Raw genomic sequence first — 21,302 nt, forward strand, 5'->3', positions numbered from 1 at the left:
CGCTACACCTCTACCGGAGCGACATCGACCGAGACAGTAATAGTGCTCTCCTTGGCGTCGGTATAGATGATGCCGCGCACCGGCGGTACGTCGGCGTAATCGCGGCCCCACGCCACGGTGACGTATCGCTCGTCGGCGAACTGGTCATTGGTCGGGTCGAACGCGATCCAGCGGCCGGTCCTGTCGTGTTCGCCGTCGCCGGGCACCCATACCGCCGACCAGGCATGGGTGGCGTCGGCGCCGACCATCCTTTCCTTGCCCGGCGGCGGATCGGTTGCCAGATAACCCGATACGTACCGGGCGGCGAGGCCGTGCGAGCGCAGGCAGGCGGCGCCGATCCTGGCGAAGTCCTGGCAGACACCCGCTCGCGCGGCGAACACATCGGCGACCTTGGTGGAGACGGTGGTCGAGCCCGATCTATAGGTGAAGTCGGCGTAGATTCGGGTGGTCAACTCGCGTACCGCCTCGAGCAGTGGCCGCTGCGGAGTCAAGGATTCGGCCGCGAATGCCGTGACCTCGGGAGTGATCTCCGGCGGTTGCAGGTCAAGGGTGAACTCGAACGCCAGCGGTCCGGTCGTCGCGGTCGGCCTGGCGTTCTCCCACGGCTCGGCGGCCTGGCCGAGGCCGGTATGGTCCGGCCGGTCCACCTCTACCAGGGATTCACCGGTGACAACCAGCGTCCGATGTTCGGCCGTCACATGGAAGTACGAGGTGGTATTGCCGTAGACGTCGGTGCCGATCGACCGATCCGACGGCACCGGATCGATGTCGATCTCATGCGAGAGCAGCCGCTGCCCCGGGTACTCCCGTGGCGTGAGATACGCGCGCCCATATGAGCTGCTCACCTCGTCGGAGTACGAGTACTTGGTTCGGTGCACCACCCGATAGCGACGGGGGCGAGCTTCGCGGCCGATCATCCGACAACCCTGGTGCTGCCCCACAGCGGCTGAATACCGACCGGCAGCGCCAATCTCGTCGCCTCGAACGATTCGGAAATCTTCCGCAGCCGCAAGTGCACGCCCTCCAAGAGCTCAGCCAGTTCGCTACGCCTGCCATCGGCATCGGTGACATCCAGGTCATCCGGGTCGACCCGGCGCAGCATCCGCTGCGCGTCGGCGAGCAACCGTTGTGGCCGCGACGATCCGGACGCGGCGGGCAGCGCCTGGAAGTCCGCGTCGAGTCGCTCCAGTTGGTAGGCGAGCGATCGCGGATTGGCCTCGTCGAACAGCAGCAGCCCGGCGACCGCGGAGACCCGCACCGAATCCCGGTGCCGCCGACGGTAACTCACCGAGGATTCGGCAGCGCGCAACACCGTTTCGGTGACCGCCCGCTCGACCTCCGCCGGATAGGTCTCGGTCAGCGCCGCCGCGAGCAGGGCGGTCAATGCGATCCCGCGCTCGATGCGCTTGCCGATATCCATGACATACCAACCGTTGTCGCGCACCAGCGATTCGGCGCCGATCCCCGACAGTGAGAGCAACGCCGCGAGCGTGAGCGAGTGCACCTCCGACAGCGCGGTCTCCTGGTCTCCCCCGGTACCGCGGTATTCGACCAACGCTCGATCGACCGCACCGAGAATCATCCAGGTGTCGACCGACAATTGGTCACGCACCGCACGTGCCGCCGCCGCGTACCGATCGATCGCGAACGCCAGCGAACCCGGCGTATTCCGATCGGTGGTCAGCCGCACGAGGTACTGATAACCCTCTCGCGAGGCACCCGCGACCGCCGGACGACCGACGAACATCGACTGCGACTGTGACTGCGCAGCCACGGTCGGATCCGATAACGCCGACTGTTGTTGCATCGCAGAGCTACTCGACTCGACTCGATCGGCATCCGCCTCCGTCGCGGCCTTCCGCTCTTCGATCGAATCCGACTCTGCCTCATCGGCATCTGGTCGATCCGCGGGCGAGTCGACGGTGGAGATGCTGTCGACCGGAGCACGCGTGCCCGTGGTCCGAGCAAGGGCGGACATGAGCGTGGTGACCGCCTCCGCACCCTCGAGCCACGGGCGGTAGCGGTAGTCCTGGTAGCAGTCGTGGGTCGCGATGAGCAGGCGCACAACCGATTCGGCGCGTTCGCTGTAGCGGCCCATCCAGAACAGGTCGTTGAGCACGCGGGGCGAGCTGACGGTTTCGATTGCGGGGCCGCGGCGCTCGCGCTCCTCGTGGACCGGTTCGGCGGCGACGGCCGTGACCGCGGTGGGTGCCGCGCGAACCCAAATGTCTTTGGCGGCAACCTTGATGATCACCCGCTGCGGGTGCAGGCGATGACGCTGTTGGCCGAGACCACCCGTCATCGCCGTATAGCCGCCGCGCCGGGCCAGCGAAAACAGCCGCATCCCGACCGGGGACGAGGCGAGACCGCCGTAGCCCTGTACCGCAGGCGCCACCGAAAACTGGGCCGGGTCCTGGCCGACCCATTGCCAGCCGCTCGCCTCGATCCGCGCGGCGAGTTCCGAGCGCTGCTCGGCGGACAGCTCGGGACCGAACTCGGTCGACCCGTCGACGGTCGAGCGAATGACGAGGCGATCCAGATTCGCGATCAGGTGCGACCGCTCGGCGTCGTTGCCGCCCCAGTACGACGGCGCGCTGTCGAGGATCAACTCTTCGCCGAGCAGTGCCCGCGAAATCCGCGGCAGGAACCCGGTCAGCGCGGGGTTCTCCAGCAGCCCGCTGCCGATCGTATTCACCACGGTCACCGCGCCACGACGCAGCACCTCCACCAACCCGACCACACCGAGCCGGGAATCCGGGCGCAGATCCAGCGGATCGGAGAATTCGGCGTCCACCCGGCGCAACACCACATCGACTCGCTTCAAGGTGCCGAGCGAGCGCATCCACAACGCACCGTCGCGCACAACCAGGTCCGCGCTCTCGACCAGCGGAAAACCCAGTGTCGATGCGAGATAGGCCTGATCGAAAGCGGTTTCGGAGTGCACACCCGGACTCAGCACCACGACGACGGGATCGTCCTCCGAATTGGGAGCGGATTCGATCAGCATCAGCCGCATCGCACGCGCGAACGGGGTGAGCGGGCGCGGATTGGAGTGCTCGAACGCCTCCGGAATCGCGGTGGAAACCACTCGGCGATCGGCGAGCGCGTAGCCCGCGCCCGACGGCGCCTGCGCCCAGTCGGCGATAGCGCGGAACTGTCCATCGCTCCACCTGCTGATATCGCAGGCGTGCAGGAACAGTTGATGCCGCCCCGGCACCGTGATGCCGTGCGCGGCCCGCACGTAGCCACTGTTGCCGAACACCAGCTCGGGCGGCAGCAGGCCCGAGGTGATGATGCGCCGCGCGCTGTAGACGTCGGTGAGCACCTCGTCGAGCACACGCGAGCGCTGCACAAGTCCCGCCTCGAGACGGGTCCAGTCGTCCGCGGAGACCAGCAGTGGAATGGGGTCGAGCCGCCACGGTGCGGGCAGCGCCTGGTCCAGCGGCGAGATCACCTCGGTGTAGTAGATGCCGTCGTCATCGATCAGCCTGCGCACCCGGCTGTCGAGCCTGCCGAGTCCGGTCGTGCCGAGCTCGACGAAGTCGGCCGAGAGCTCCGACCACATGCGCCGGACCTTGCCGTCCTCGTCGACGAGTTCGTCGTAGTAACCGTCCATGGGTCGGCCGGATTCGTCGTATGCCGCGCTGTCCGCACCCTCGGCGCGGTAGCGCGCGAACTGTTCGCGCACGTCGATCTGGCTGTCCTCGCTCGGCGGCTCGACTCGAGCGGTATCTCGTTGGTCCCCCGCACGCTGCGCTTCATCGCGCACTGTCACCGCGCCGACCTCACTTCCGCTGCCGAGGTTGTCCTAGCGCGCCGGTTGGACGCGCATCCGCCTAGCGATCGCTGACCATTCCCCACACCGTCCGAGCCCGGCGCAGATCGAGAATGCCCGGCGCACCGATATCGGTGGACTGTGCTGCCATCTTCGCACGTAGTTGCCCCGGATCGACCCGTCCCGTGGTGTGCCCGGCCGCCTCGAAGCGCCGATTGCGGCGCGATTGCGCGGCCACCGCGTTCACGGGAGGGTCGTCGTAGGCCATGCCGCCCGGGTGAGCGATGTGATAAGTGCAGCCGCCGCGCGAGAGCCCGGTCTCGGCGTCGATCAGATCGAAGACCAACGGCGCGTCGACGGTGATCGTCGGATGCAGCGAGTTCGGCGGCTGCCAGGCGCGGTAGCGCACCCCGGCCACCTGCACGTCGGACTTGTCGGTGGCGAGCAGTGGTACCGGCATGCCGTTGCAGGTCAGCACAAAGCGGCCGCGATCGGCGCCGACGACCCGCACCTGTAGCCGCTCGACCGAGGAGTCGACGTAGCGGGCGGTGCCGGTTGCCGCGGTCTGCTCGCCGAGGGTGTGCCACGGTTCGATCGCGCCGCGCAGCTCGATCTCGACATCGCCGAGCACGACCGTGCCGATACGCGGGAAACGGAATTCGGTGAACGGGTCGAGCCAGCCGGTGTCGAATTCGGTGCCGTACTCGCGCAGGTCCGCGGCGACCTCGGCGATGTCGGCCATCAAGAAATGTGGAAGCAGGTAGCGGCCGTGCAGATTCGATCCGTGCCGAATCAGCTTGGCGCGCAGGGGTTGTACCCAGAATCGTTCGACGAGGCCGCGTACCAGCAGCGACTGAACCATCGCCATCTGGAAGTGTGGCGGCATCTCGAAACCGCGCAGCTCGACCAATCCCAGCCTGCCCCTCGCTGTTTCGGGGCTGTAGAGCTTGTCTATGCAGAATTCGGCGCGATGGGTGTTGCCGGTCAGGTCGGTGAGCAGGTGGCGCAGCGCGCGATCGATATACCAGGGCGAGGCGTCAGCCCGCGCGGAAGTCTCACTCAGCCTGGCTATTTCGGCGAAGGCGATCTCCAGTTCATATAGCGCGTCCTCGCGGCCCTCGTCCACACGTGGCGCTTGCGAGGTCGGACCGACGAACCGTCCCGCGAACAGATAGGACAGCGCCGGGTGGCGCTGCCAGTAGGTGAGCATGGATACCAGCAGATCCGGGCGGCGCAGCAGCGGCGATCGGGCGGGCGTCACGCCGCCGAGGGTGATGTGATTGCCGCCGCCGGTACCGCCGTGGCTGCCGTCGACATCGAACGATTCCGTGCTCAGTCTGGCCAGCCGTGCCTGCTCGTAGAGCGTGGACAACAGCTCGGACTGCTCGGCGAAGGAGGCCGTCGGCTGCACGTTCACCTCGATCACCCCCGGGTCGGGAGTCACCGACAAGGTCCGGAGCCTGGCATCGACGGGCGGTGCGTAGCCCTCCAGCACCACCGGCTGACCGGACGGACCCAGCGACGCGGCGGCGGTCTCGACGCGGCGCACCAGATCGAGGAAGTCGTCGAGTTCCTCGAGCGGCGGCAGGAACACGTGCAGCCTGCCGTTGCGCACCTGGCCGACCAGCGCGGTTGTCGGTTCCCGGTCAGCGTCTTCGACGACCGCGGGCGACTCGGTCCGTGTGAGGAACAGCGGACCGACGAACAGTGGGTCGCGCTCCGGTGGTGTCCGCGGGGTGCGCCAGGACACGGAATCCAGCGGCAACCGCAGCCCGGCCGGAGAGTCGCCGTCGGTCAACACGATTCGCCCCTCGGGATGATCCGGCGACCAGCCACGTCGCAGCCGCCAGTCGGCGCTGGCCCACCCGGCGCCGTCCTCACGCCGATACAACGGCAGCACGTATGCGGTGGGTTCGGTCACCGGCGCGTCGAGCTTCGCGAGCAGGTCCTTGCGCGCCCGCGCCGAATCCCGATCCGGCTCGAGATCGTCGGACGCGGCCACCGGGTCACCGACCGGCGCGCGAACCACATCTGCCAGCCGAGCCAGCGGATCCTCGAAGGCGGGCCGTACCTGAGTGTCCGGCAGACCGATGCTCGCGGCGACATGGGCAATCAGCTCGCGTGCCGAATCGGGGTCGGCGGGCGTCGGCCACAGCACGCGCCGAACCGCGGTGCGGTCCGTGGACCCAGCCCCCGTGGTCCGATCCGTTTGCGCGGGACCAGCATCCGAGACGGCAGTGTCATCGTGCGCATCGGTGTAATTGCCTTCCAGCGCAACATGTTCAGCCATCGGCGCGACACTCGGCGCGACACCTTCCGGCACCCGATCGACATACCGGGGTGCCGACCACGGATCGATGAGCAGCTCCGGGCGGGTCCACACCGACTCGTCGTCGGCGCGCCAAGCGATGGCGATCTCCCAGCGCGGCAGCCGTTCTCCCGGATACCACTTGCCCTGCCGATGTTGGACGAGACCGGTCGGAGCGTAGATCCGGCGCAGCCGGTCGGCCAGGTCGAGCGCGCGTTCGCGCTTGTGCGTGCCGTCCGCTTCGGTGGTCCACTCCGGGCCGGTCTGGTCATCGATCGAGACGAAGGTCGGCTCGCCGCCGATGGTCAGCCCGACCCGTTCGGCGGCCATCCGCGCGTCCACCGCGGCACCGGACGCGGTGATCCGCTGCCACTGAGATCCGGTGTAGGGCAACGTGACTCGTGGATCCTCATGCACCCTGCGGACGGTGTTGGCGAAATCCATGGTCGCCTCGGTCGGCCCCGTCGCGCCGGTGATGGCGGCCGACGAGGTCGGATGCGGTGTCGCGGCCAACGGGATGTGTCCCTCGCCCGCGAACAGACCCGAGGTCGGGTCGAGCCCGACCCATCCCGCACCGGGCAGATACACCTCCGTCCAGGCGTGCAGATCGGTGAAGTCGGCAAGGGGGCCCGACGGCCCGTCGAGCGCCGGGACGTCCTGGGCCAGCTGCACCAGATATCCCGAGACGAACCGCGCGGCCATGCCGAGTTCACGCAGGATGGACACCAGCAGCCACGCCGAATCACGGCACGACCCGATCCCGAGGCGCAGCGTGTGGTCGGGCGACTGCACCCCTGGCTCCATCCGGATCGTGTAGCCGACAACCTGACGCAGCGCCTGATTGATCGCGACAAGGAAATCGATGGTGCGCGGCAGATCGCTCGGCACATGGGCGCGCGCCCAGTCACGGACCAGCGGGCCGGGTCCGGAGCCGTGGCCCGATTCATCGACCGGTCGCAGGTAGGGCTCCAGATCCGCGACCAGTTCCGCGCCGTAGCCGAACGGAAAGTGCTCGGCATAGTCCTCGACGAAGAAATCGAAGGGATTGATCACCTCCAGGTCGGCGATCAGCCCGACGGTGATCGACAGCTCACGGGCCTGATTCGGAAAAACCAGCCTGGCAAGGAAATTCCCGAACGCGTCCTGCTGCCAGTTGCAGAAGTGGTCGGCGGGTCGCACTCGCATCGAGTAGGCATCGATGGTGGTTCTGGAGTGCGGCGCGGGCCGTAGCCGCACTACGTGGGGATGAATCTCCACGAGCCGGTCGAAGGTATAGGTGGTCCGGTGTTCGAGTGACACCTTGATGCCCATGCAGCAAGTTCACCACACCGCGGCGCGCATACGAGGGACACGGAACGGCATGGTTCCGGACAGCCGCGTTCTCGATGCCGTGGCGCGACACGCACCCGGCCTCCCCCGGCCCGGCCTGCACGGATGATAGGACGGAATCATGCGCGCACCCACGTGCCAGTCCTGCGAATCCGCCGTGGACCACTGCCACGGCACCCTCATCGTCCACCTCCGCCGGATCGCCGAATGCACCGACGAGGACTGCTTCGATCTCGACCACGCCCGCCACGCCTTCGTCGTCGACTGCGCCGACATCGCGGGTGGTTGCGCGTGCACCGAACCGGCCGTCGACGGTCAGCGCCACGCCTGAACGCGCGGGCCGGCCCGGCTCGCTGTCCCCGTACCCTGTCCGGGTGAACTACGACCACGTCTTGTTGCCGTCCGGTGCCGCTTCGACGCTCACGGAAGTGGACACCTACCTGTCCACCCAGCAGGGTCTTGCCGAGACGGACGTGGTCGCGCGGTTGGCGGCGGAGCTGAACAAACGCAATGCCGAATTACCCGAGAACGATCATTTTCTCGGTGCGGATTCGGTCGGTGGCGCGGCGACCGGTGCGGTACTACACGTGCCGTGCCCGTATGACGCGATCGGATACGTCCGCCAGCTGTTGTTCGCGCTCGCGACACCGCTGAACTACGCGCTCTACGACCCGCAACTGGCCTGGCTGATCGATCCGGCGGGCAGCGTGCCAGCCGCCGTCACACACGGTGGCACCGGCGGATTTCCCTACCTCACCGAAGCACTCGCGCAGCTGTGGGTTTCGGAGTTGATACCGCCGAACCCCTACCTGATCGTCGAGCGCGCCGACCAGATCTACATGCAGACCTATCGCGCCGAATCGGGTGAGTTCACCGTCGAGTATCGGGATGGAGCTCCCAACAAGCACTTCGGCACCAAGCTTACCGATGCCGCGACGGTCGGCGCCCTGATCTGGGAATGGGCCACCGACGACCGCACCAGGTTGCAGACCCTCCCATGGACCCGAGTCGAGCTCTGATCCGAACTCTCGTCGCGGCACAGCCCCCGCGGTTCACTGGTTTTGGACGGCAAGCCGACCCGCGAGCGCGATGAACGAAGCGCCGAAGACGCGCCGCATCCAGGTGACCACGACCGGGCGAGAGATGACGTGGTTGCGCACGGCTGCGGCGCAGGCGCCGTACCCCGCGAACACCACGAACGTGGCGAGCATGAAAAGCCCGCTCAGTTCGAGCATGCGCGCCAACGCATTCGGCGCACCCGTCGGCACGAACTGCGGCAGGAAGGCGAAAAAGAAGATCGTCAGCTTCGGGTTCAGGATGTTGAGCAGCACCGCCGAAGTGATCACCTGGCGGGCCGACGGTGCGCCGCGCCCGGCGGGTTCGTCCTCCGGTACAGCGAGAGCACCCTTGTCGCGGAAGGTGTTCCAAGCCATGTAGAGCAGGTAGGCGACACCGAGGTACTTCAGTGTCTGGAAGGCGACCGCGCTCGCGTTGAGCAGTGCGGCGAGGCCGGTCACCGCCGCGATCATGTGCGGAATGATGCCGAGGGTGCACCCGAAGGCCGCGATCACGCTGGCCCGTACCCCCCGCGATAGTCCGGCGGCCAGCGTGAATAGCACGCCGGTACCCGGGGTGGCGACGATGACGAGCGTGGTCAGCAGGAACTCGATGCTCATCCCCGACACAGTAACCCGCGTCCCGCGATGCGCAAGCCCACTCGGACCGGGGCCGGAATCAGCCGATTTACAGCGCGCGGCGGCCCGACAACGCCCGACCGAGCGTCAGCTCGTCGGCGAACTCCAGGTCACCACCCATCGGCAGCCCGGAGGCGAGGCGGGTCACGCTGAGCCCTGGGAAATCACGCAGCATTCGCACCAGATAGGTGGCCGTTGCCTCGCCCTCGGTATTCGGGTCGGTCGCGATGATCACCTCGGTGACATCGATGCCGTCTTCCTGATTTCCGATGCGCGTCAACAGCTCCCGAATCCGTAGCTGGTCGGGACCGACGCCGCTGAGCGGATCGAGCGCGCCGCCGAGCACGTGGTAGCGGCCGCGGAACTCGCGGGTGCGCTCGATGGCCTGCACATCCTTCGGCTCCTCGACCACACAGATCATGGTGCGGTCGCGGCGTGGGTCGGCGCAGATACGGCACATTTCATTGTCGGAGACGGTGCCGCAGAGCACGCAGAATTGCACGCCGTCACGCACCTTCTGCAACGCGGCCTGCAACCGGTCGATCTCCGGCGGCTCCACCTGCAAAAAATGAAAGGCTATGCGCTGTGCGCTTTTCGGACCGATGCCTGGCAGTTTGCCGAGCTCATCGATCAGATCCTGAACCGGACCCTCGTACAACTGCTCCGTCCCCGGATCAGAAGTCCGGCAGACCGGGCAGCGATCCGCCACCCGCCAGCGGACCGAGCCGCTCCGACGCGATCGCCTGCGCGTTGGTCATCGCGTCGTTGACCGCACCGATGACCAGGTCCTGCAGACCCTCGATATCGTCGGGATCGACGATCTTCGGGTCGATGGTCAGCGAGAGCACCTCGCCGGATGCCCTGATCGTCACCTTGACCAGCCCGCCGCCTGCCTGACCCTCGACCTCGGTCTCCGCGATCTCGGCCTGGGCCGCCATCACCGCCTGCTGCATCTGCTGCGCCTGGGCGAGTAACTGCTGCATGTCGAACTGACCACCGGGCTGCACGGCTTGTTCCTCTCTGCGGAATGTGTCGCCATCCAGCGTAGCCCCGGTTCGATCATTCACCGGATCGGCATGGTGCTCGCGATCCGCCGTCGTTACGCGTTCGATCGCCCGCCCGCAAGTAACGGATTGATTGCCAACTATCGGCGATCACCGTTGCCGACCTACGATCGAGACGGGCGGGCGACCGGATGTGACAAGTCTGGAGACAGCATGGACACACACCGAGCACTCATCGTGGGAACCCTCGCGCTCGGCCTGGGTTTTTCCAGCATATTCGCCGTTTCCTCGGCAGCGGCGGACGCCGGAGCCGTGGACGTGGCCGATTACGGCGGTGGGTGCGTCCTCGATCCGGAGAATCGCGGCGCGACGATAGATTCGCTGAGACTTCGCTGCTCCGCCGCACAGCAGGATGCGATCTTCCACGACGCGCCGCGCGGCGCGGTCCCGATGGGTGTGAAGAACGGCTGGGTGATCCGCCCGGTGGAGATGCAGACATGGGCGCCCGCAGTCTGGATCGGCAAGACCTTCTACACCGGGCCCGACGGCGGCTACCTGCAGAACAGGATCACCCGCGCCGGAATCGAGGGCTGGCGCGCCGATGTCTACACCGCACCCGCGATCCTGGACGGCGGCCCGACCTGGGCATTGAACTACGCGCCGTCCCCGACACCGCAGATCTATGACGAGATCAGGGAGATAACGCCGGGCGTCTGGTTCGGCTACTCGTGGCGGCGCGATACCGCCTCGCCCACAATGCTGCTGAGCTTCGCGATCGCGACGCCATAACCTCTCCGGCCGCCCAGATCTCGAGTTGGACACTGCTCACCGCGTTTCCCGGCTCGCACCGGCCGTCGCGTCTTACTCTCTCGAATAATGGGTCGGAGACCTGGTGCGTTGAGTTGTGGAGACAGGTATGAGCACGAGCCGTGCAGTTCTGCTGAGCGCAATGACGCTTTCCCTCGGACTTCCGAGCCTCTTCCTGGGTGTGGGTTCCCCCGCGGCCGCCGCGGACACCGGCGTCGCGGTGGACACCGAGGTCACGGCAAACCCTGAGATCACGGCAGTGACCGACTACGGCGGCGGCTGTGTCCTCGATCCCGGCGACCGCGCCACGACCATCGATGCGCTGCGGTTTCGGTGCAGGCCCACACAGCAAGACGCCATCTTCCGTGACGCGTCGCTCGGCGAGGCGCCGATGGGTGTGAAGAACGGCTGGGTGACACGGCCACCCGTCATGCAGTCGATCGCTCCGACGTTCTGGATCGGCAAGACCTTCTATACCGGCCCCGACGGCGGTTACTTGCAGAACAGGATCACCGGCGCCGGAATCGAGGGCTGGCGCGCCGATGTGTACACCGCTTCCGCCATCACCGACGGGAGGCCGACCTGGGCCCTCGACTACACCCCGTCCCCGACACCACCGGTCTACGACGAGATCCGCGAGGTCACCCCCGGCGTCTGGTTCGGCTATTCCTGGTGGCGCGGCTACTTCCAGACCACGCTGCTACTGACCTTCGCCATCGCGACACCGTAGCCAACCGGAGCCGCTTGACTCTCCCCTCACTGGAGGGTGTTCGCTGTGACGCATGACAGCGACCGTCTCCATCGGGGAGTTCGCCAGGCTGACTTATTTCAGCGTGAAGGCGCTCCGGTACTACCACGACATCGAGCTGCTCGAACCCGTCGCGATCGATCCGGGATCCGGGTACCGGCGGTACTCGACCGACCAGGTCGCGCAGGCCCATTTGATCAGACGGCTGCGCGAATTGGATATGCCGCTGCCCGAGATCAAGGCCGTACTCGCCGCCCCCGACGCGGGAACAAGGGACGCCGCCCTGCGCGCGCACTTGGCGCGGATGGAGTCGGAACTACAGCGCACCAGGGACGTGGTTGCCTCGTTGCGGGCGCTGCTCACCCCCGCCGATCCGCTTGTCGTCCAATACCGTTCGATTCCAGCGCTGCGGGTTCTCGCGTTCATCGATACGGCGACAAAGGCAACGGTCGGCCCGTGGTGTGATTCGGCGTTCTCGCTGCTCTACGAAACGCTGGCGGCGGCGCGGGTAGCTCCGGCGGGAATCGCGGGCGCCACGTACTCGATGGAGTTCTTCGCCGACGAGGCCGGTGAGGTCGTCGCCTTCGTCCCGATCCCCGCCGACGCCCGGATAGACCTGCCGGAGGAACTCTCGCTCACCGAGCTACCCGCCCGACGATTCGCGATCGCCGTGCACAACGGACCGTTCGACGATTCCGATCGCACCTACGGCGCGCTCGGCAGCTATGTCGCCGAAAACGACAGCGCGCTCGCCGAACCCGTCCGTGAGCTGTACCTGATCGGCCCAGGCGATGTCGACGATCCCCGTGACTATCGCACCGAAATCTGCTGGCCCATCGGCCTGCTCCAGCAATAGGAGAATATCGATGACACTCGAACTCGGGCACGTCACCTTCGACTGCCACGACGCTGCCGCGCTCGCCGGCTTCTGGTCCGAATTGCTCGACAAGCCGGTGGATCCGGAGGCCAGTGTCCACTTCGCCACGGTCGGTATCGGCTCCGGACTGTCGCCGGTACTGATGTTCATTCAGGTGCCGGACAAGACGCCGGGCAAGAACGTGATCCATCTCGACTTCCACGCCGCCGACTGGCGCGAACAGATCGATCGGGCAATCAGCCTCGGCGCGAAGCACATCGGCGACTTCGACGAGTACGGCGCCAAGTGGGCGACGCTGGCCGACCCGGAGGGCAACCTGTTCGATATCGGCGCGGCATAGTCCCATACCCGGGGCCCCGGCCGCGACCGGGGCCTCGGGCGGCCGTCAGGCCAGTTCGCGCTGAAGGTTTCCCAGCACTTCGGCCTGAATCTTCTTCAGGCCCAACGGCGCGAAGATGCCCTCGAAGATGCCCGCGACGCCGCCCGCACCCTTCCAGGACGTGCGCAGCGTGACCTGGGAACCCGCACCGTCGGGCGTCACCGTCCAGGTGTTCACCATCGTCGAGTTCGAATCACGCTCGGTCACCATCGAATCCGACACCGTGACGACGGCATGTACGTTGCGGGTGCGCTTCTCGGCGGCCTTCAGCGTCCACTCGGCCACGGTGCCGGCACCCTTGCCGCCCTCGATGACCTTGTAGTCGCTGTAGTGCGGGGAGAGAATGCGCGGACGCATCGTCTCATAATCCGCGATGGCCTCGAGCGCGCGCTGCGGATCCGCCGAGATGGCAATCGAACTGCTTGCGCTGACCTGTCCCACAATGAGCTCCCTATGTCCGAATGAGGTATGGACGACCGCCCTCCATCCTGCCCTGAGCAACTCCCGGCGTGCCGTCCAGGTTGGGCGTCGATCTCGCTGTTAGGCTGCCGCCAGGTTCACCGGGAGCGACGGCGGAGCCCCCGGTATTCCCGATGCAACAGATGCGTGACATTTCTCCCTCGTCAGCGACCTCGTGGTGGCTGAGCAATGAGGTGCGTACTAGCGTCGAGGGGTGGCAGTGAGTCCGTTGGGGAAAGCCGGCCGCGCACCGGCCGCACACGAATCCGGTTTCGCCGTGCACCGCGAGGGAGTCGACCGCCTACTGGCGAGTTACCGCGCGATACCCGACGACGCCAACGTACGGCTGGCGAAGAAGACATCGAATCTGTTCCGGGCCAGAGCCGAGAACCCCGCGCCCGGCCTCGATGTCTCCGGCCTTGCCGAGGTCATCGCGGTGGACGCCGACGCGAAGACCGCCGACGTGGCCGGGATGACCACCTACGAGGATCTGGTCGCCGCCACCCTGCCGTACGGGCTGGCCCCGCTGGTGGTTCCGCAGCTCAAGACCATCACCCTCGGTGGCGCGGTCACCGGCCTCGGCATCGAGTCCACCTCGTTCCGCAACGGTCTTCCGCACGAGTCGGTGCTGGAGATGGATGTGCTGACCGGGGCGGGCGAGATCATCACCGCGACACCGAACGGCGAGAACGCGGATCTGTTCCGCGGCTTCCCGAACTCCTACGGCACCCTCGGCTATACCGTGCGGCTGAAGATCGAGCTCGAGACCGTCCAGCCCTACGTTGCGCTGCGGCACATCCGCTTCCACGATCTGCGCGCGCTGGAAGCCACCCTGGCCGAGATCGTCATCGCGAAGACCTACGACGGCGAACGCGTCGACTACCTCGACGGTGTCGTGTTCACCGCCGAGGAGAGCTACCTGACCCTCGGCAGGCAGACCGACGAGCCGGGCCCGGTCAGCGACTACACCGATATGGATATCTTCTATCGGTCCATCCAGCATGATTCCGCCACGCCCAAGCGTGACCGGCTGACGATCCACGACTACCTGTGGCGCTGGGACACCGACTGGTTCTGGTGCTCGCGGGCCTTCGGCGCCCAGAACCCGAAGTACCGCAGGCTCTGGCCGAAGCGGTACCGGCGTAGCAGCTTCTACTGGAAGCTCATCGCGCTGGACCGCCGTTACGGCATCGGCGACCGGTTGGAGGCCCGCCAGGGCAACCTGCCGCGCGAGCGGGTCGTGCAGGATATCGAGGTGCCGGTCGAGCGGACCGCCGACTTCGTCGAATGGTTCCTGCGCGAGATCCCGATCGAGCCGCTCTGGCTGTGCCCGCTGCGGCTGCGTGAAACCGGCGAGGATGCGCGGACCGGACGGTCGTGGCCGCTGTACCCGCTGGAGCCGGACCGCACCTATGTGAACGTCGGATTCTGGTCGGCCGTTCCTACCGTCGCAGGTCAGCAAGAGGGCGCGGCCAACCGCGCCATCGAGCGGACCGTCACCGAGTTCGATGGTCATAAGTCCCTGTACTCGGATTCGTATTACGGCAAAGATGAATTCGCGGCCCTCTACGGCGGCGAGATCTACACCGAATTGAAGAAGCGTTACGACCCGGACCAGCGGCTGCTGGACTTGTACTCGAAGGCGGTGCAACGCAAATGACGACATTCAAGGACCGTTCTGATGTCTTCGCCGATCTGGGAACCAAACTCAGCATTGCCGCGGTGTTCGAAACACTGCTCGACGGCGACATCCCGATCCGTTTCAGCGCCTACGACGGCAGCGCGATCGGACCCGAGGACTCGGAGTTCGCTCTCGATGTGAAGACACCGCGCGGCATCAATTACCTGGCGACCGCCCCCGGCGATCTCGGTATGGCCCGCGCGTATATCTCCGGCGATATGACCGCCACCGGCGTACATCCCGGCGATCCCTACGAGATCCTCCGGGCGATGGACGGGCTGAAGTTCCACCGTCCATCGGCGCTGGCCCTTGTGACCATCGCCAGGTCGCTGGGCTGGGAGCGGCTGCGCCCGATCGCGCCGCCACCGCAGGAGACGCTGCCGCGTTGGCGCCGGATCGCGCTAGAGGGCCTTCGCCATTCCAAGACTCGCGACGCCGAGGCCATCCACCACCACTACGACGTCTCCAACACCTTCTACGAGTACGTCCTCGGCCCATCGATGACCTACACCTGTGCGGTCTACGAGGACGAGCAGTGGACCCTCGAGCAGGCGCAGGAGAACAAGTACCGCCTGGTGTTCGACAAGCTTCGGCTGAAGGAAGGCGACCGGCTGCTCGACATCGGCTGCGGCTGGGGCGGCATGGTCCGCTACGCGGCCAAGCGCGGCGTCAAGGTCATCGGCGCGACGCTCTCGGCCGAGCAGGCCGAGTGGGCGCAGCAGAAGATCGCCGAGCAGGGTCTGTCCGAATTGGCGGAGGTACGCCACTCCGACTATCGCGACATCCCCGAGGCCGACTTCGACGCCGTGTCCTCGATCGGGTTGACCGAACACATCGGCGTGCACAACTACCCGTTCTACTTCGAGTACATCCAGAGCAAACTGCGCGAGGGCGGCCTGCTGCTGAACCACAGCATCACCCGCCCCGACAACTTACGCAGCACGAAGGCGGGCGATTTCATCGACCGTTACGTGTTCCCGGACGGCGAGCTGATCGGTTCCGGCCGCATCATTTCCGAGATCCAGAACGTCGGGCTCGAGGTGGTGCACGAGGAGAACCTGCGCGAGCATTATGCGCTCACCCTGCACGAATGGTGCAAGAACCTGGTCACCAACTGGGATGCGTGCGTCGAGGAAGTCGGCGAGGGCACCGCGAAGGTGTGGGGCCTGTACATGGCGGGTTGCCGCCTGGGCTTCCAGCGCAATGTGGTTCAGCTGCACCAGGTGCTCGGCGTGAAGCTCGGGTCGAACGGTGAGTCCGGCCTGCCGCTTCGCCCTTGGTGGAACGGATAGCGTTTCGCACGCGCCGCTGCCCGCTCAGTCCAGGAGCTCATCCAGGAACAGAGCGGGCAGTGTCGTATCGCCGGACTGCACTGAGCCCGAACGCATTTCGGTGCGCAACACCCGAATGATGGAAAGGACGCCGGGCCCGGCGTCGAGCAGCGGCCTTGTCCAGCCGAGTTCCGCACAGGTGAGGGCAGCGGGGAGCAGAAGTCCGGTGGCCTCACCGACCCAGCCGGAGGCGGCAAGGCACTCGGCGAGCAACAGCGCGGTATCCAATTCCGCACGGGGACGGCCCTGTTCGACTATTCGCAGATGCAGCGCGCGGGCCCTGCGCACGGCCCGGTCGTCGGAGCGGAGCTGCCGTTGGGCGAGCAGCGCCCGGATGGCGGCGATCTCCTCCGCCTCCGCGGCCAGCGCGGCCGTGCCCTTCATCCGGTAGGTCTGGTGGATGGTGCCAGAAATATCGGACTCGTAGCCTGCCGAATCGATCGCACGCCGGGCCCCCGTGTCGGTGATCAGTCCAAGCCGAAGCCGCTCGGCGCGAATGTGCGCGGCAAGCCGGGGCAGACTGTTGTCGGCGGCAATTCGGTCACCTTCATCGAGCCGGCCGGTGGCGGTGTACATATCGCCGAGTACCGCCTTGACCCTGGCGCCGATGACGAACGTCGAGATCAGGAAGTCGACAGATCCCACCCTGGTGACCAGCTGGTGGCTTTCGTCGAGCAGTCGGTCGGCGGTGTCCAGATCGCCACGTCGGTAACTCAATTCACCGAGCAGCGCAGCGGCCACCCGTACCGCGTGCGAGCGCGGACCCGACGTGACACTCGCGGTCCCGAAGGCCTGCTGGAAACATGCTGTCGCCGTGGCGATGTCGAGCTGTTCATAGGCCGCCGCGCCCTGCCCGCAGAGCCCGAACACCGCACCGAGCGGATCCTTCGATCGTTTGTGATATTCCGCGGCCCATTCCTGGATCTCGCGGGCGCCGTCGAAATCGAAGTCGCACAACCGCGCGAACGAGGTCAGATTCGCCGCGGTCGACACCGTCCACGCGGGCAGTTCGTCCGGCCGCTCCAGACAGACGGCCACCTGGTCGAGCACACCCTCGGTGTGATCTCTCGCGATCGCATCCGACGCGGTGAGTACCGCCGCCTCACAGCGCTGCCGGATCACCTCGGCGTCGGTGGACGATCCGCGGGCGAGCACATTCGACAGCCGTCCGAGCGCGGTACGCGCCGCACCGGACTGCTGCAGGTTGACGTTGGCGCGCGCGACCGCCATCAACAACTTGGATCGCGAAGCGACCTGCTGCACAGGCAGTTTCGACACGGTCCCGAGCAGCGTTGCCAGCCGGGACCTATCGATCAGATCCATGCCGCCGACCTCCAACAGGTCGAGCGCCATCTTCAGATCGGTCGCCTCCAGCGCGTGATCGACCGACTTGCGCAGCAGCTGATGCTCGGCGTACCAACGGGATGCCGTGCGGTGCAACGCCTTCAGCCGCCCCGGGTTGGCGCGCTCCAACCGGGCGCGCAGATGCTCGGCGAACAGCGGCTGCATCCGAAACCACTCTGGATCGTGCGCGATGCGCTGCACGAACAGTTCGCGCTGCTCCGCCTGCTCCAGCAGCTGTTCGCTATCGGGGTCCTCCGACAGTGCCGCGGCGAGTGAACCGCACACCCGCTCGGTCACCGAGATCGACATAAGGAAATCGAGCATCTTGGGCTCGAGTGTGTCGAGGACGTTCTCCGCGAGATACTCCCGAATGCCGTGATTGCTCTCGGACAGGGTAGCGATCAATTGGGCAGGATCGGCGTGGCCGCGCAACGAAAGACTCACCAATTGAATGGCGGCGGGCCACCCGTCGGTGGCCGTATGGATCTGTTCCACCTGGTCATCGGTGAGCGCGAAACCGTTGCGCTCCACCAGAATCTGCCTGGTCTCCGCGGCGGTGAGACGCAACGCCGATGACCCGATCTCGACCAGTTCGTCGTGCACCCGCAGCCTGCTCGTCGGCAAACCCGACTGCTCCCTGCTCGTCACCACGAAGCGCAGATGGTGACACCCGTTGTCGAGCAACGTCGCCATCGCACGGTGCACGCCGGCATCGGTGACCCGATGCCAGTCGTCGACGATCACCACGATGGTGGAGCCCGCCGCGTGGATCTCGTCGATCAGCGTGGCGATGACGAACGCGACGGCGTCGGAGGGCTGCTCCTCCAGCACCTGGTCGAGTCCATCGCCGATGTCGGGACGAACCCGGCGGATGGCCTCGATGAGGTGGGCGAGGAACCAGATCTCGTTGTCGTCGTCGTGAGCGATGCCGATCCAGGCGACCGCGACACCGGCGTCGGCCAACTCGGCGCGCCACTGTGCGGCCACCGTGCTCTTGCCGAACCCGGCCGGTGCGTGGATCACCGCGAGCCTGCGCCGACCTCCGGCCCGCAGCGTGTCCAACAGCCTCGGACGCGGGACCGGAGCTCTGGCCGGAGTCGGCGGGCGAAACTTCGTCGCCGCGGTCGGCGGCAGGGTGGGCGTCGCGGGGTACCGCGACACCGCGGGGCGCAGCGTCAACGGCCAGCTACGGCGCGCGGTCACCGCGGGCATCGACGCCGTCGACTCGGCCCCATCGCGCTCGATCGCGCCCGGCTCCACGAAGGTATCCAGCAGCGCCATCTCGTCCGGCACCTGATCGTGCTCGTATTGCGCCGCTCGAAGCATTTCGCCGAGTTCGTATGCCGACTCGGGACGCGCGAGCGGGTCGGTGGACATCGCCTGCTCGATCACGTTGGCCACATCGGGCGGAATGTCCTGCGCGCGGAGGTCGGGCACCGGCTGGGTGGTGATCCGCAGGAACTGCGCGACGACCTTCTCCCCCGCCTGCCGTTCATAGGCGGCATGCCCGGTGAGCAAGGCGAACAGTGTCGCGCCGAGTCCGTACACATCCGAGCGGACGGTCGGGTCGTCGCCCTTGAGTACCTCCGGCGCGGTGAACGCGGGCGAGCCGGTGATCAAGCTGCTCGAGGTCTGAAATCCACCCGGAATCCTGGCGATCCCGAAGTCGGTCAACTGCGGCTCGCCGTAGCCGCTGAGCAGTACGTTCGCGGGTTTCACGTCCCGGTGCAGTATTTCGGCACGGTGCGCGCTTTCGATCGCACCCGCCAGCTTCACACCGGCACGCAGTGAATCCACCCAGGTCAGCGGACCACGTTCGCGGATGAGCTGCTCCAACGAGCCACGCGTGGAATACGGCATCACGATGAACGGCAGGCCGGTGGCGGTGACATCGACCTGCAGGATGTCGACAATGTTCGGGTGGCCGGACAACCTGCCCATCGCCTGTTCCTCACGAAGGAACCGTTCCCGGCTCTCCTCGTCGATCTCGGAGGACAGCACCTTCACCGCGACCACCCTGGCGAGCGCCTGCTGGATGCATCGGTAGACCACCCCGAAGCCACCCCGGCCGATCTCGACAGCGCCGGACAGGCCCATTGCCTCCAACTCGTCGGCAATCCCGATGGGCGGATGTCGCTGCGTGTCCGATTCGGCAGGAGTCGATTCGGAGCTCACCTTCCCCGAACGCATCTGTGGATTCACGTGACCACCTCGAATTCACATCGAATCGGCGTCACCGGCGATCATGCTGCACGCGGACCTCGGACACCGCGACGAGTTCTCGCGGTGTCCGGAATGTCTGCGCATACTCCAACGTAGCGCGGAATGACACCGAGTGGATGGCTTTCGAAACAGCGTGGTTTCGGCGGCCGAACCGTTGACTCAGCGCTCGGCCGCGGGCTTGGTAGCCGGGTCGTATAGAAACGAGATTCGTTCCATGACGTTCTTGCGCTGAGTGTTATGGAACGCGGCGATCTGCCAGCGACCGTCCTGGCGGACCATCGTGTAGGTCTGGGTCTTGGACAGGTCTTCCTGGCTCTTCCGTTCACCTTTGTAGGTGTCGCCGCGGCTGGTGACCACGACAGTGTCCTGCCCGTAGAACCGGATGCTCAGGATCGAGTCGGCCAGTTCGGTGCCCTTGACGAATCCGTTGAACAGCGCACGGTGTCCGTCGGCGATATCGGCGCGACCCTGGTAATAGGTGCCCACGTAACCGGTGTAGCTGGCGTCCTCGGTGAACAACGCGCCATAGGCGTCGGCGTCGCCGCGGCCCCATGCGCCGGTGAGCCGGTCGATCAGATCGCAGATCTCCTGGACCGACTGCGGCGAAGCGGCGGCGCCGGAGGGGGTGACGGTGGTGCATGATGTGCTGCCGAGGTTGTGCACGCCGGAGGTCTTGTCCAGCCACAGGTAGCCGCCGCCCGCGGCGACGCCGATGGTGAGGGCGGAAGCGGCGAGGACGCGGGACAGGGTGCGGCGGCGTGAGCCGCGCTTGGTCGCGGCGGTTTCGGTGGAGTCGACCGTCTCGGCGGTCTCGGTTTCGGTGCTCATGACTGTTCCTTCGAGTGAAAAGGCTTGGGTGGGGCCGGGTTTCAGCGTTCGGCGGCGGGCCGGGCTTCGGGGGTGAACAGGTAGGTGAAGCGCTCGAGCAGCTTCTTGCGCTTGGTGTTCTGGAAGGCGGCGATCAACCAGCGCCCATCCCGGCGAACCAGCGTGTAGGTCTGGGTCTTGGACAGCTGGTCGGCCTGCTTCGGCTTGCCCTTGTAGGTGTCGCCGCGGCTGTTGACCACGGCGGTGTCGGGACCGTAGAAGCGGATATCCAGCACGTCGTCGGCGAGCCGGGTGCCCTTCAGCACCCCCGCGAACAGGGCCCGGTGCGAGGTGACGATGTCGCCGCGGCCGCGGTAGTAGGTGCCGAGAAAGCTGGTGTAGGTCGCATCCTCGGTGAAGAACGCGCCGTAGGCGTCGGCATCGCCACGGCCCCATGCGTCGATCAATTCCGCGATCACGCCCCGGACTTCCAAGCTCGATGCGCTGTCGAAGGCGGTGTTGTCGCTGCTCATGAT

The 21,302-nt window shown here is 66.5% G+C and carries 18 protein-coding genes; 8 read left to right on the forward strand and 10 right to left on the reverse strand.

Annotation, left to right across the window (positions count from 1 at the left end):
• Positions 1–2: 2 nt before the first annotated feature.
• The 3 genes from ACLMAJ_RS14745 to ACLMAJ_RS14755 all read right to left on the reverse strand — a co-directional run bounded on the left by ACLMAJ_RS14745 (position 3) and on the right by ACLMAJ_RS14755 (position 7,394).
• A complete protein-coding gene (locus ACLMAJ_RS14745; RefSeq protein ID WP_412014224.1) occupies positions 3–917 on the reverse strand; it encodes a transglutaminase family protein in 915 nt (304 codons plus the stop codon).
• Positions 914–3,775, reverse strand: coding sequence for a circularly permuted type 2 ATP-grasp protein (locus ACLMAJ_RS14750; protein ID WP_412014225.1), 2,862 nt, complete (start codon positions 3,773–3,775; stop codon positions 914–916). Before ACLMAJ_RS14750 ends, ACLMAJ_RS14745 begins: the two co-directional genes overlap by 4 nt.
• A gap of 61 nt (positions 3,776–3,836) precedes the next feature.
• On the reverse strand, positions 3,837–7,394 hold the full coding sequence (locus tag ACLMAJ_RS14755) for a transglutaminase family protein (RefSeq protein WP_412014226.1): 3,558 nt from the start codon (positions 7,392–7,394) through the stop codon (positions 3,837–3,839).
• A 139-nt stretch (positions 7,395–7,533) separates the two neighbouring features.
• Here ACLMAJ_RS14755 and ACLMAJ_RS14760 point away from each other — a divergent pair, with 139 nt between their 5' ends.
• Together ACLMAJ_RS14760 and ACLMAJ_RS14765 are read left to right on the forward strand one after the other, a co-directional pair.
• On the forward strand, positions 7,534–7,743 hold the full coding sequence (locus tag ACLMAJ_RS14760; protein ID WP_412014227.1) for a hypothetical protein: 210 nt from the start codon (positions 7,534–7,536) through the stop codon (positions 7,741–7,743).
• A gap of 43 nt (positions 7,744–7,786) precedes the next feature.
• Positions 7,787–8,431 carry a hypothetical protein gene (locus ACLMAJ_RS14765; protein ID WP_412014228.1) on the forward strand — a complete coding sequence of 215 codons (645 nt, stop codon included), beginning with the start codon at positions 7,787–7,789 and terminating at the stop codon, positions 8,429–8,431.
• A gap of 33 nt (positions 8,432–8,464) precedes the next feature.
• Here the strand turns inward: ACLMAJ_RS14765 and ACLMAJ_RS14770 are convergent, their stop codons facing one another.
• The 3 genes from ACLMAJ_RS14770 to ACLMAJ_RS14780 form a co-directional block, all read right to left on the reverse strand.
• Complete coding sequence (locus ACLMAJ_RS14770; RefSeq protein ID WP_412014229.1) at positions 8,465–9,088, reverse strand: LysE family translocator; 624 nt, start codon at positions 9,086–9,088, stop codon at positions 8,465–8,467.
• Positions 9,089–9,155: 67 nt separating this feature from the next.
• The gene (recR, locus tag ACLMAJ_RS14775) at positions 9,156–9,764 is read right to left on the reverse strand and encodes a recombination mediator RecR (protein WP_412014230.1); all 609 of its coding nucleotides are present in this window, start codon (positions 9,762–9,764) and stop codon (positions 9,156–9,158) included.
• 16 nt (positions 9,765–9,780) lie between these two features.
• Positions 9,781–10,113 (reverse strand): YbaB/EbfC family nucleoid-associated protein, encoded by a 333-nt coding sequence (locus tag ACLMAJ_RS14780; protein ID WP_412014231.1) that lies wholly within the window; start codon positions 10,111–10,113, stop codon positions 9,781–9,783.
• Positions 10,114–10,323: 210 nt separating this feature from the next.
• Between ACLMAJ_RS14780 and ACLMAJ_RS14785 the strand changes: the two genes are divergently transcribed.
• The 4 genes from ACLMAJ_RS14785 to ACLMAJ_RS14800 all read left to right on the forward strand — a co-directional run bounded on the left by ACLMAJ_RS14785 (position 10,324) and on the right by ACLMAJ_RS14800 (position 12,882).
• Positions 10,324–10,899, forward strand: coding sequence for a hypothetical protein (locus ACLMAJ_RS14785; protein ID WP_412014232.1), 576 nt, complete (start codon positions 10,324–10,326; stop codon positions 10,897–10,899).
• Positions 10,900–11,026: 127 nt separating this feature from the next.
• Entirely contained in the window at positions 11,027–11,647 is a 621-nt protein-coding gene (locus ACLMAJ_RS14790) for a hypothetical protein (protein ID WP_412014233.1), read from the forward strand.
• Positions 11,648–11,699: 52 nt separating this feature from the next.
• Positions 11,700–12,521 (forward strand): MerR family transcriptional regulator, encoded by an 822-nt coding sequence (locus ACLMAJ_RS14795; RefSeq protein WP_412014234.1) that lies wholly within the window; start codon positions 11,700–11,702, stop codon positions 12,519–12,521.
• Positions 12,522–12,531: 10 nt separating this feature from the next.
• A complete protein-coding gene (locus tag ACLMAJ_RS14800) occupies positions 12,532–12,882 on the forward strand; it encodes a VOC family protein (RefSeq protein WP_412014235.1) in 351 nt (116 codons plus the stop codon).
• A gap of 45 nt (positions 12,883–12,927) precedes the next feature.
• Here ACLMAJ_RS14800 and ACLMAJ_RS14805 read toward each other — a convergent pair whose 3' ends face one another.
• Positions 12,928–13,362, reverse strand: a complete 435-nt coding sequence (locus ACLMAJ_RS14805; RefSeq protein ID WP_412014236.1) for an SRPBCC family protein — start codon at positions 13,360–13,362, stop codon at positions 12,928–12,930.
• A 238-nt stretch (positions 13,363–13,600) separates the two neighbouring features.
• On the opposite strand from ACLMAJ_RS14805, the gene ACLMAJ_RS14810 reads away from it, so the two are divergent.
• Both ACLMAJ_RS14810 and ACLMAJ_RS14815 read left to right on the forward strand, forming a co-directional pair.
• Positions 13,601–15,040, forward strand: a complete 1,440-nt coding sequence (locus ACLMAJ_RS14810; RefSeq protein ID WP_412014432.1) for an FAD-binding oxidoreductase — start codon at positions 13,601–13,603, stop codon at positions 15,038–15,040.
• Positions 15,037–16,353 carry a class I SAM-dependent methyltransferase gene (locus tag ACLMAJ_RS14815; RefSeq protein ID WP_412014237.1) on the forward strand — a complete coding sequence of 439 codons (1,317 nt, stop codon included), beginning with the start codon at positions 15,037–15,039 and terminating at the stop codon, positions 16,351–16,353. The genes ACLMAJ_RS14810 and ACLMAJ_RS14815 overlap by 4 nt, the downstream gene beginning before the upstream one ends.
• Before the next feature lie 24 nt (positions 16,354–16,377).
• Here ACLMAJ_RS14815 and ACLMAJ_RS14820 read toward each other — a convergent pair whose 3' ends face one another.
• From ACLMAJ_RS14820 to ACLMAJ_RS14830, 3 genes are all read right to left on the reverse strand, one after another.
• A complete protein-coding gene (locus tag ACLMAJ_RS14820; protein WP_412014433.1) occupies positions 16,378–19,926 on the reverse strand; it encodes a protein kinase domain-containing protein in 3,549 nt (1,182 codons plus the stop codon).
• Positions 19,927–20,118: 192 nt separating this feature from the next.
• The gene (locus tag ACLMAJ_RS14825; RefSeq protein ID WP_412014238.1) at positions 20,119–20,787 is read right to left on the reverse strand and encodes an SgcJ/EcaC family oxidoreductase; all 669 of its coding nucleotides are present in this window, start codon (positions 20,785–20,787) and stop codon (positions 20,119–20,121) included.
• Between the two features lie 41 nt (positions 20,788–20,828).
• On the reverse strand, positions 20,829–21,299 hold the full coding sequence (locus tag ACLMAJ_RS14830; protein WP_412014239.1) for an SgcJ/EcaC family oxidoreductase: 471 nt from the start codon (positions 21,297–21,299) through the stop codon (positions 20,829–20,831).
• Positions 21,300–21,302 lie beyond the last annotated feature (3 nt).

The sequence above is a fragment of the Nocardia arseniciresistens genome (assembly GCF_046764875.1).
In the GTDB taxonomy this organism is placed as follows: domain Bacteria; phylum Actinomycetota; class Actinomycetes; order Mycobacteriales; family Mycobacteriaceae; genus Nocardia; species Nocardia arseniciresistens.

Excerpts from the sequence above, each read along its gene's own strand:
- ACLMAJ_RS14825 (WP_412014238.1), bottom strand. The coding sequence starts at position 20,787 with ATGAGCACCGAAACCGAGACCGCCGAGACGGTCGACTCCACCGAAACC.
- ACLMAJ_RS14770 (WP_412014229.1), bottom strand. The coding sequence starts at position 9,088 with ATGAGCATCGAGTTCCTGCTGACCACGCTCGTCATCGTCGCCACCCCG.
- ACLMAJ_RS14830 (WP_412014239.1), bottom strand. The coding sequence starts at position 21,299 with ATGAGCAGCGACAACACCGCCTTCGACAGCGCATCGAGCTTGGAAGTC.
- ACLMAJ_RS14800 (WP_412014235.1), top strand. The coding sequence starts at position 12,532 with ATGACACTCGAACTCGGGCACGTCACCTTCGACTGCCACGACGCTGCC.
- ACLMAJ_RS14790 (WP_412014233.1), top strand. The coding sequence starts at position 11,027 with ATGAGCACGAGCCGTGCAGTTCTGCTGAGCGCAATGACGCTTTCCCTC.
- ACLMAJ_RS14795 (WP_412014234.1), top strand. The coding sequence starts at position 11,700 with ATGACAGCGACCGTCTCCATCGGGGAGTTCGCCAGGCTGACTTATTTC.
- ACLMAJ_RS14785 (WP_412014232.1), top strand. The coding sequence starts at position 10,324 with ATGGACACACACCGAGCACTCATCGTGGGAACCCTCGCGCTCGGCCTG.
- ACLMAJ_RS14820 (WP_412014433.1), bottom strand. The coding sequence starts at position 19,926 with ATGCGTTCGGGGAAGGTGAGCTCCGAATCGACTCCTGCCGAATCGGAC.
- ACLMAJ_RS14745 (WP_412014224.1), bottom strand. The coding sequence starts at position 917 with ATGATCGGCCGCGAAGCTCGCCCCCGTCGCTATCGGGTGGTGCACCGA.
- ACLMAJ_RS14755 (WP_412014226.1), bottom strand. The coding sequence starts at position 7,394 with ATGGGCATCAAGGTGTCACTCGAACACCGGACCACCTATACCTTCGAC.
- ACLMAJ_RS14760 (WP_412014227.1), top strand. The coding sequence starts at position 7,534 with ATGCGCGCACCCACGTGCCAGTCCTGCGAATCCGCCGTGGACCACTGC.
- ACLMAJ_RS14815 (WP_412014237.1), top strand. The coding sequence starts at position 15,037 with ATGACGACATTCAAGGACCGTTCTGATGTCTTCGCCGATCTGGGAACC.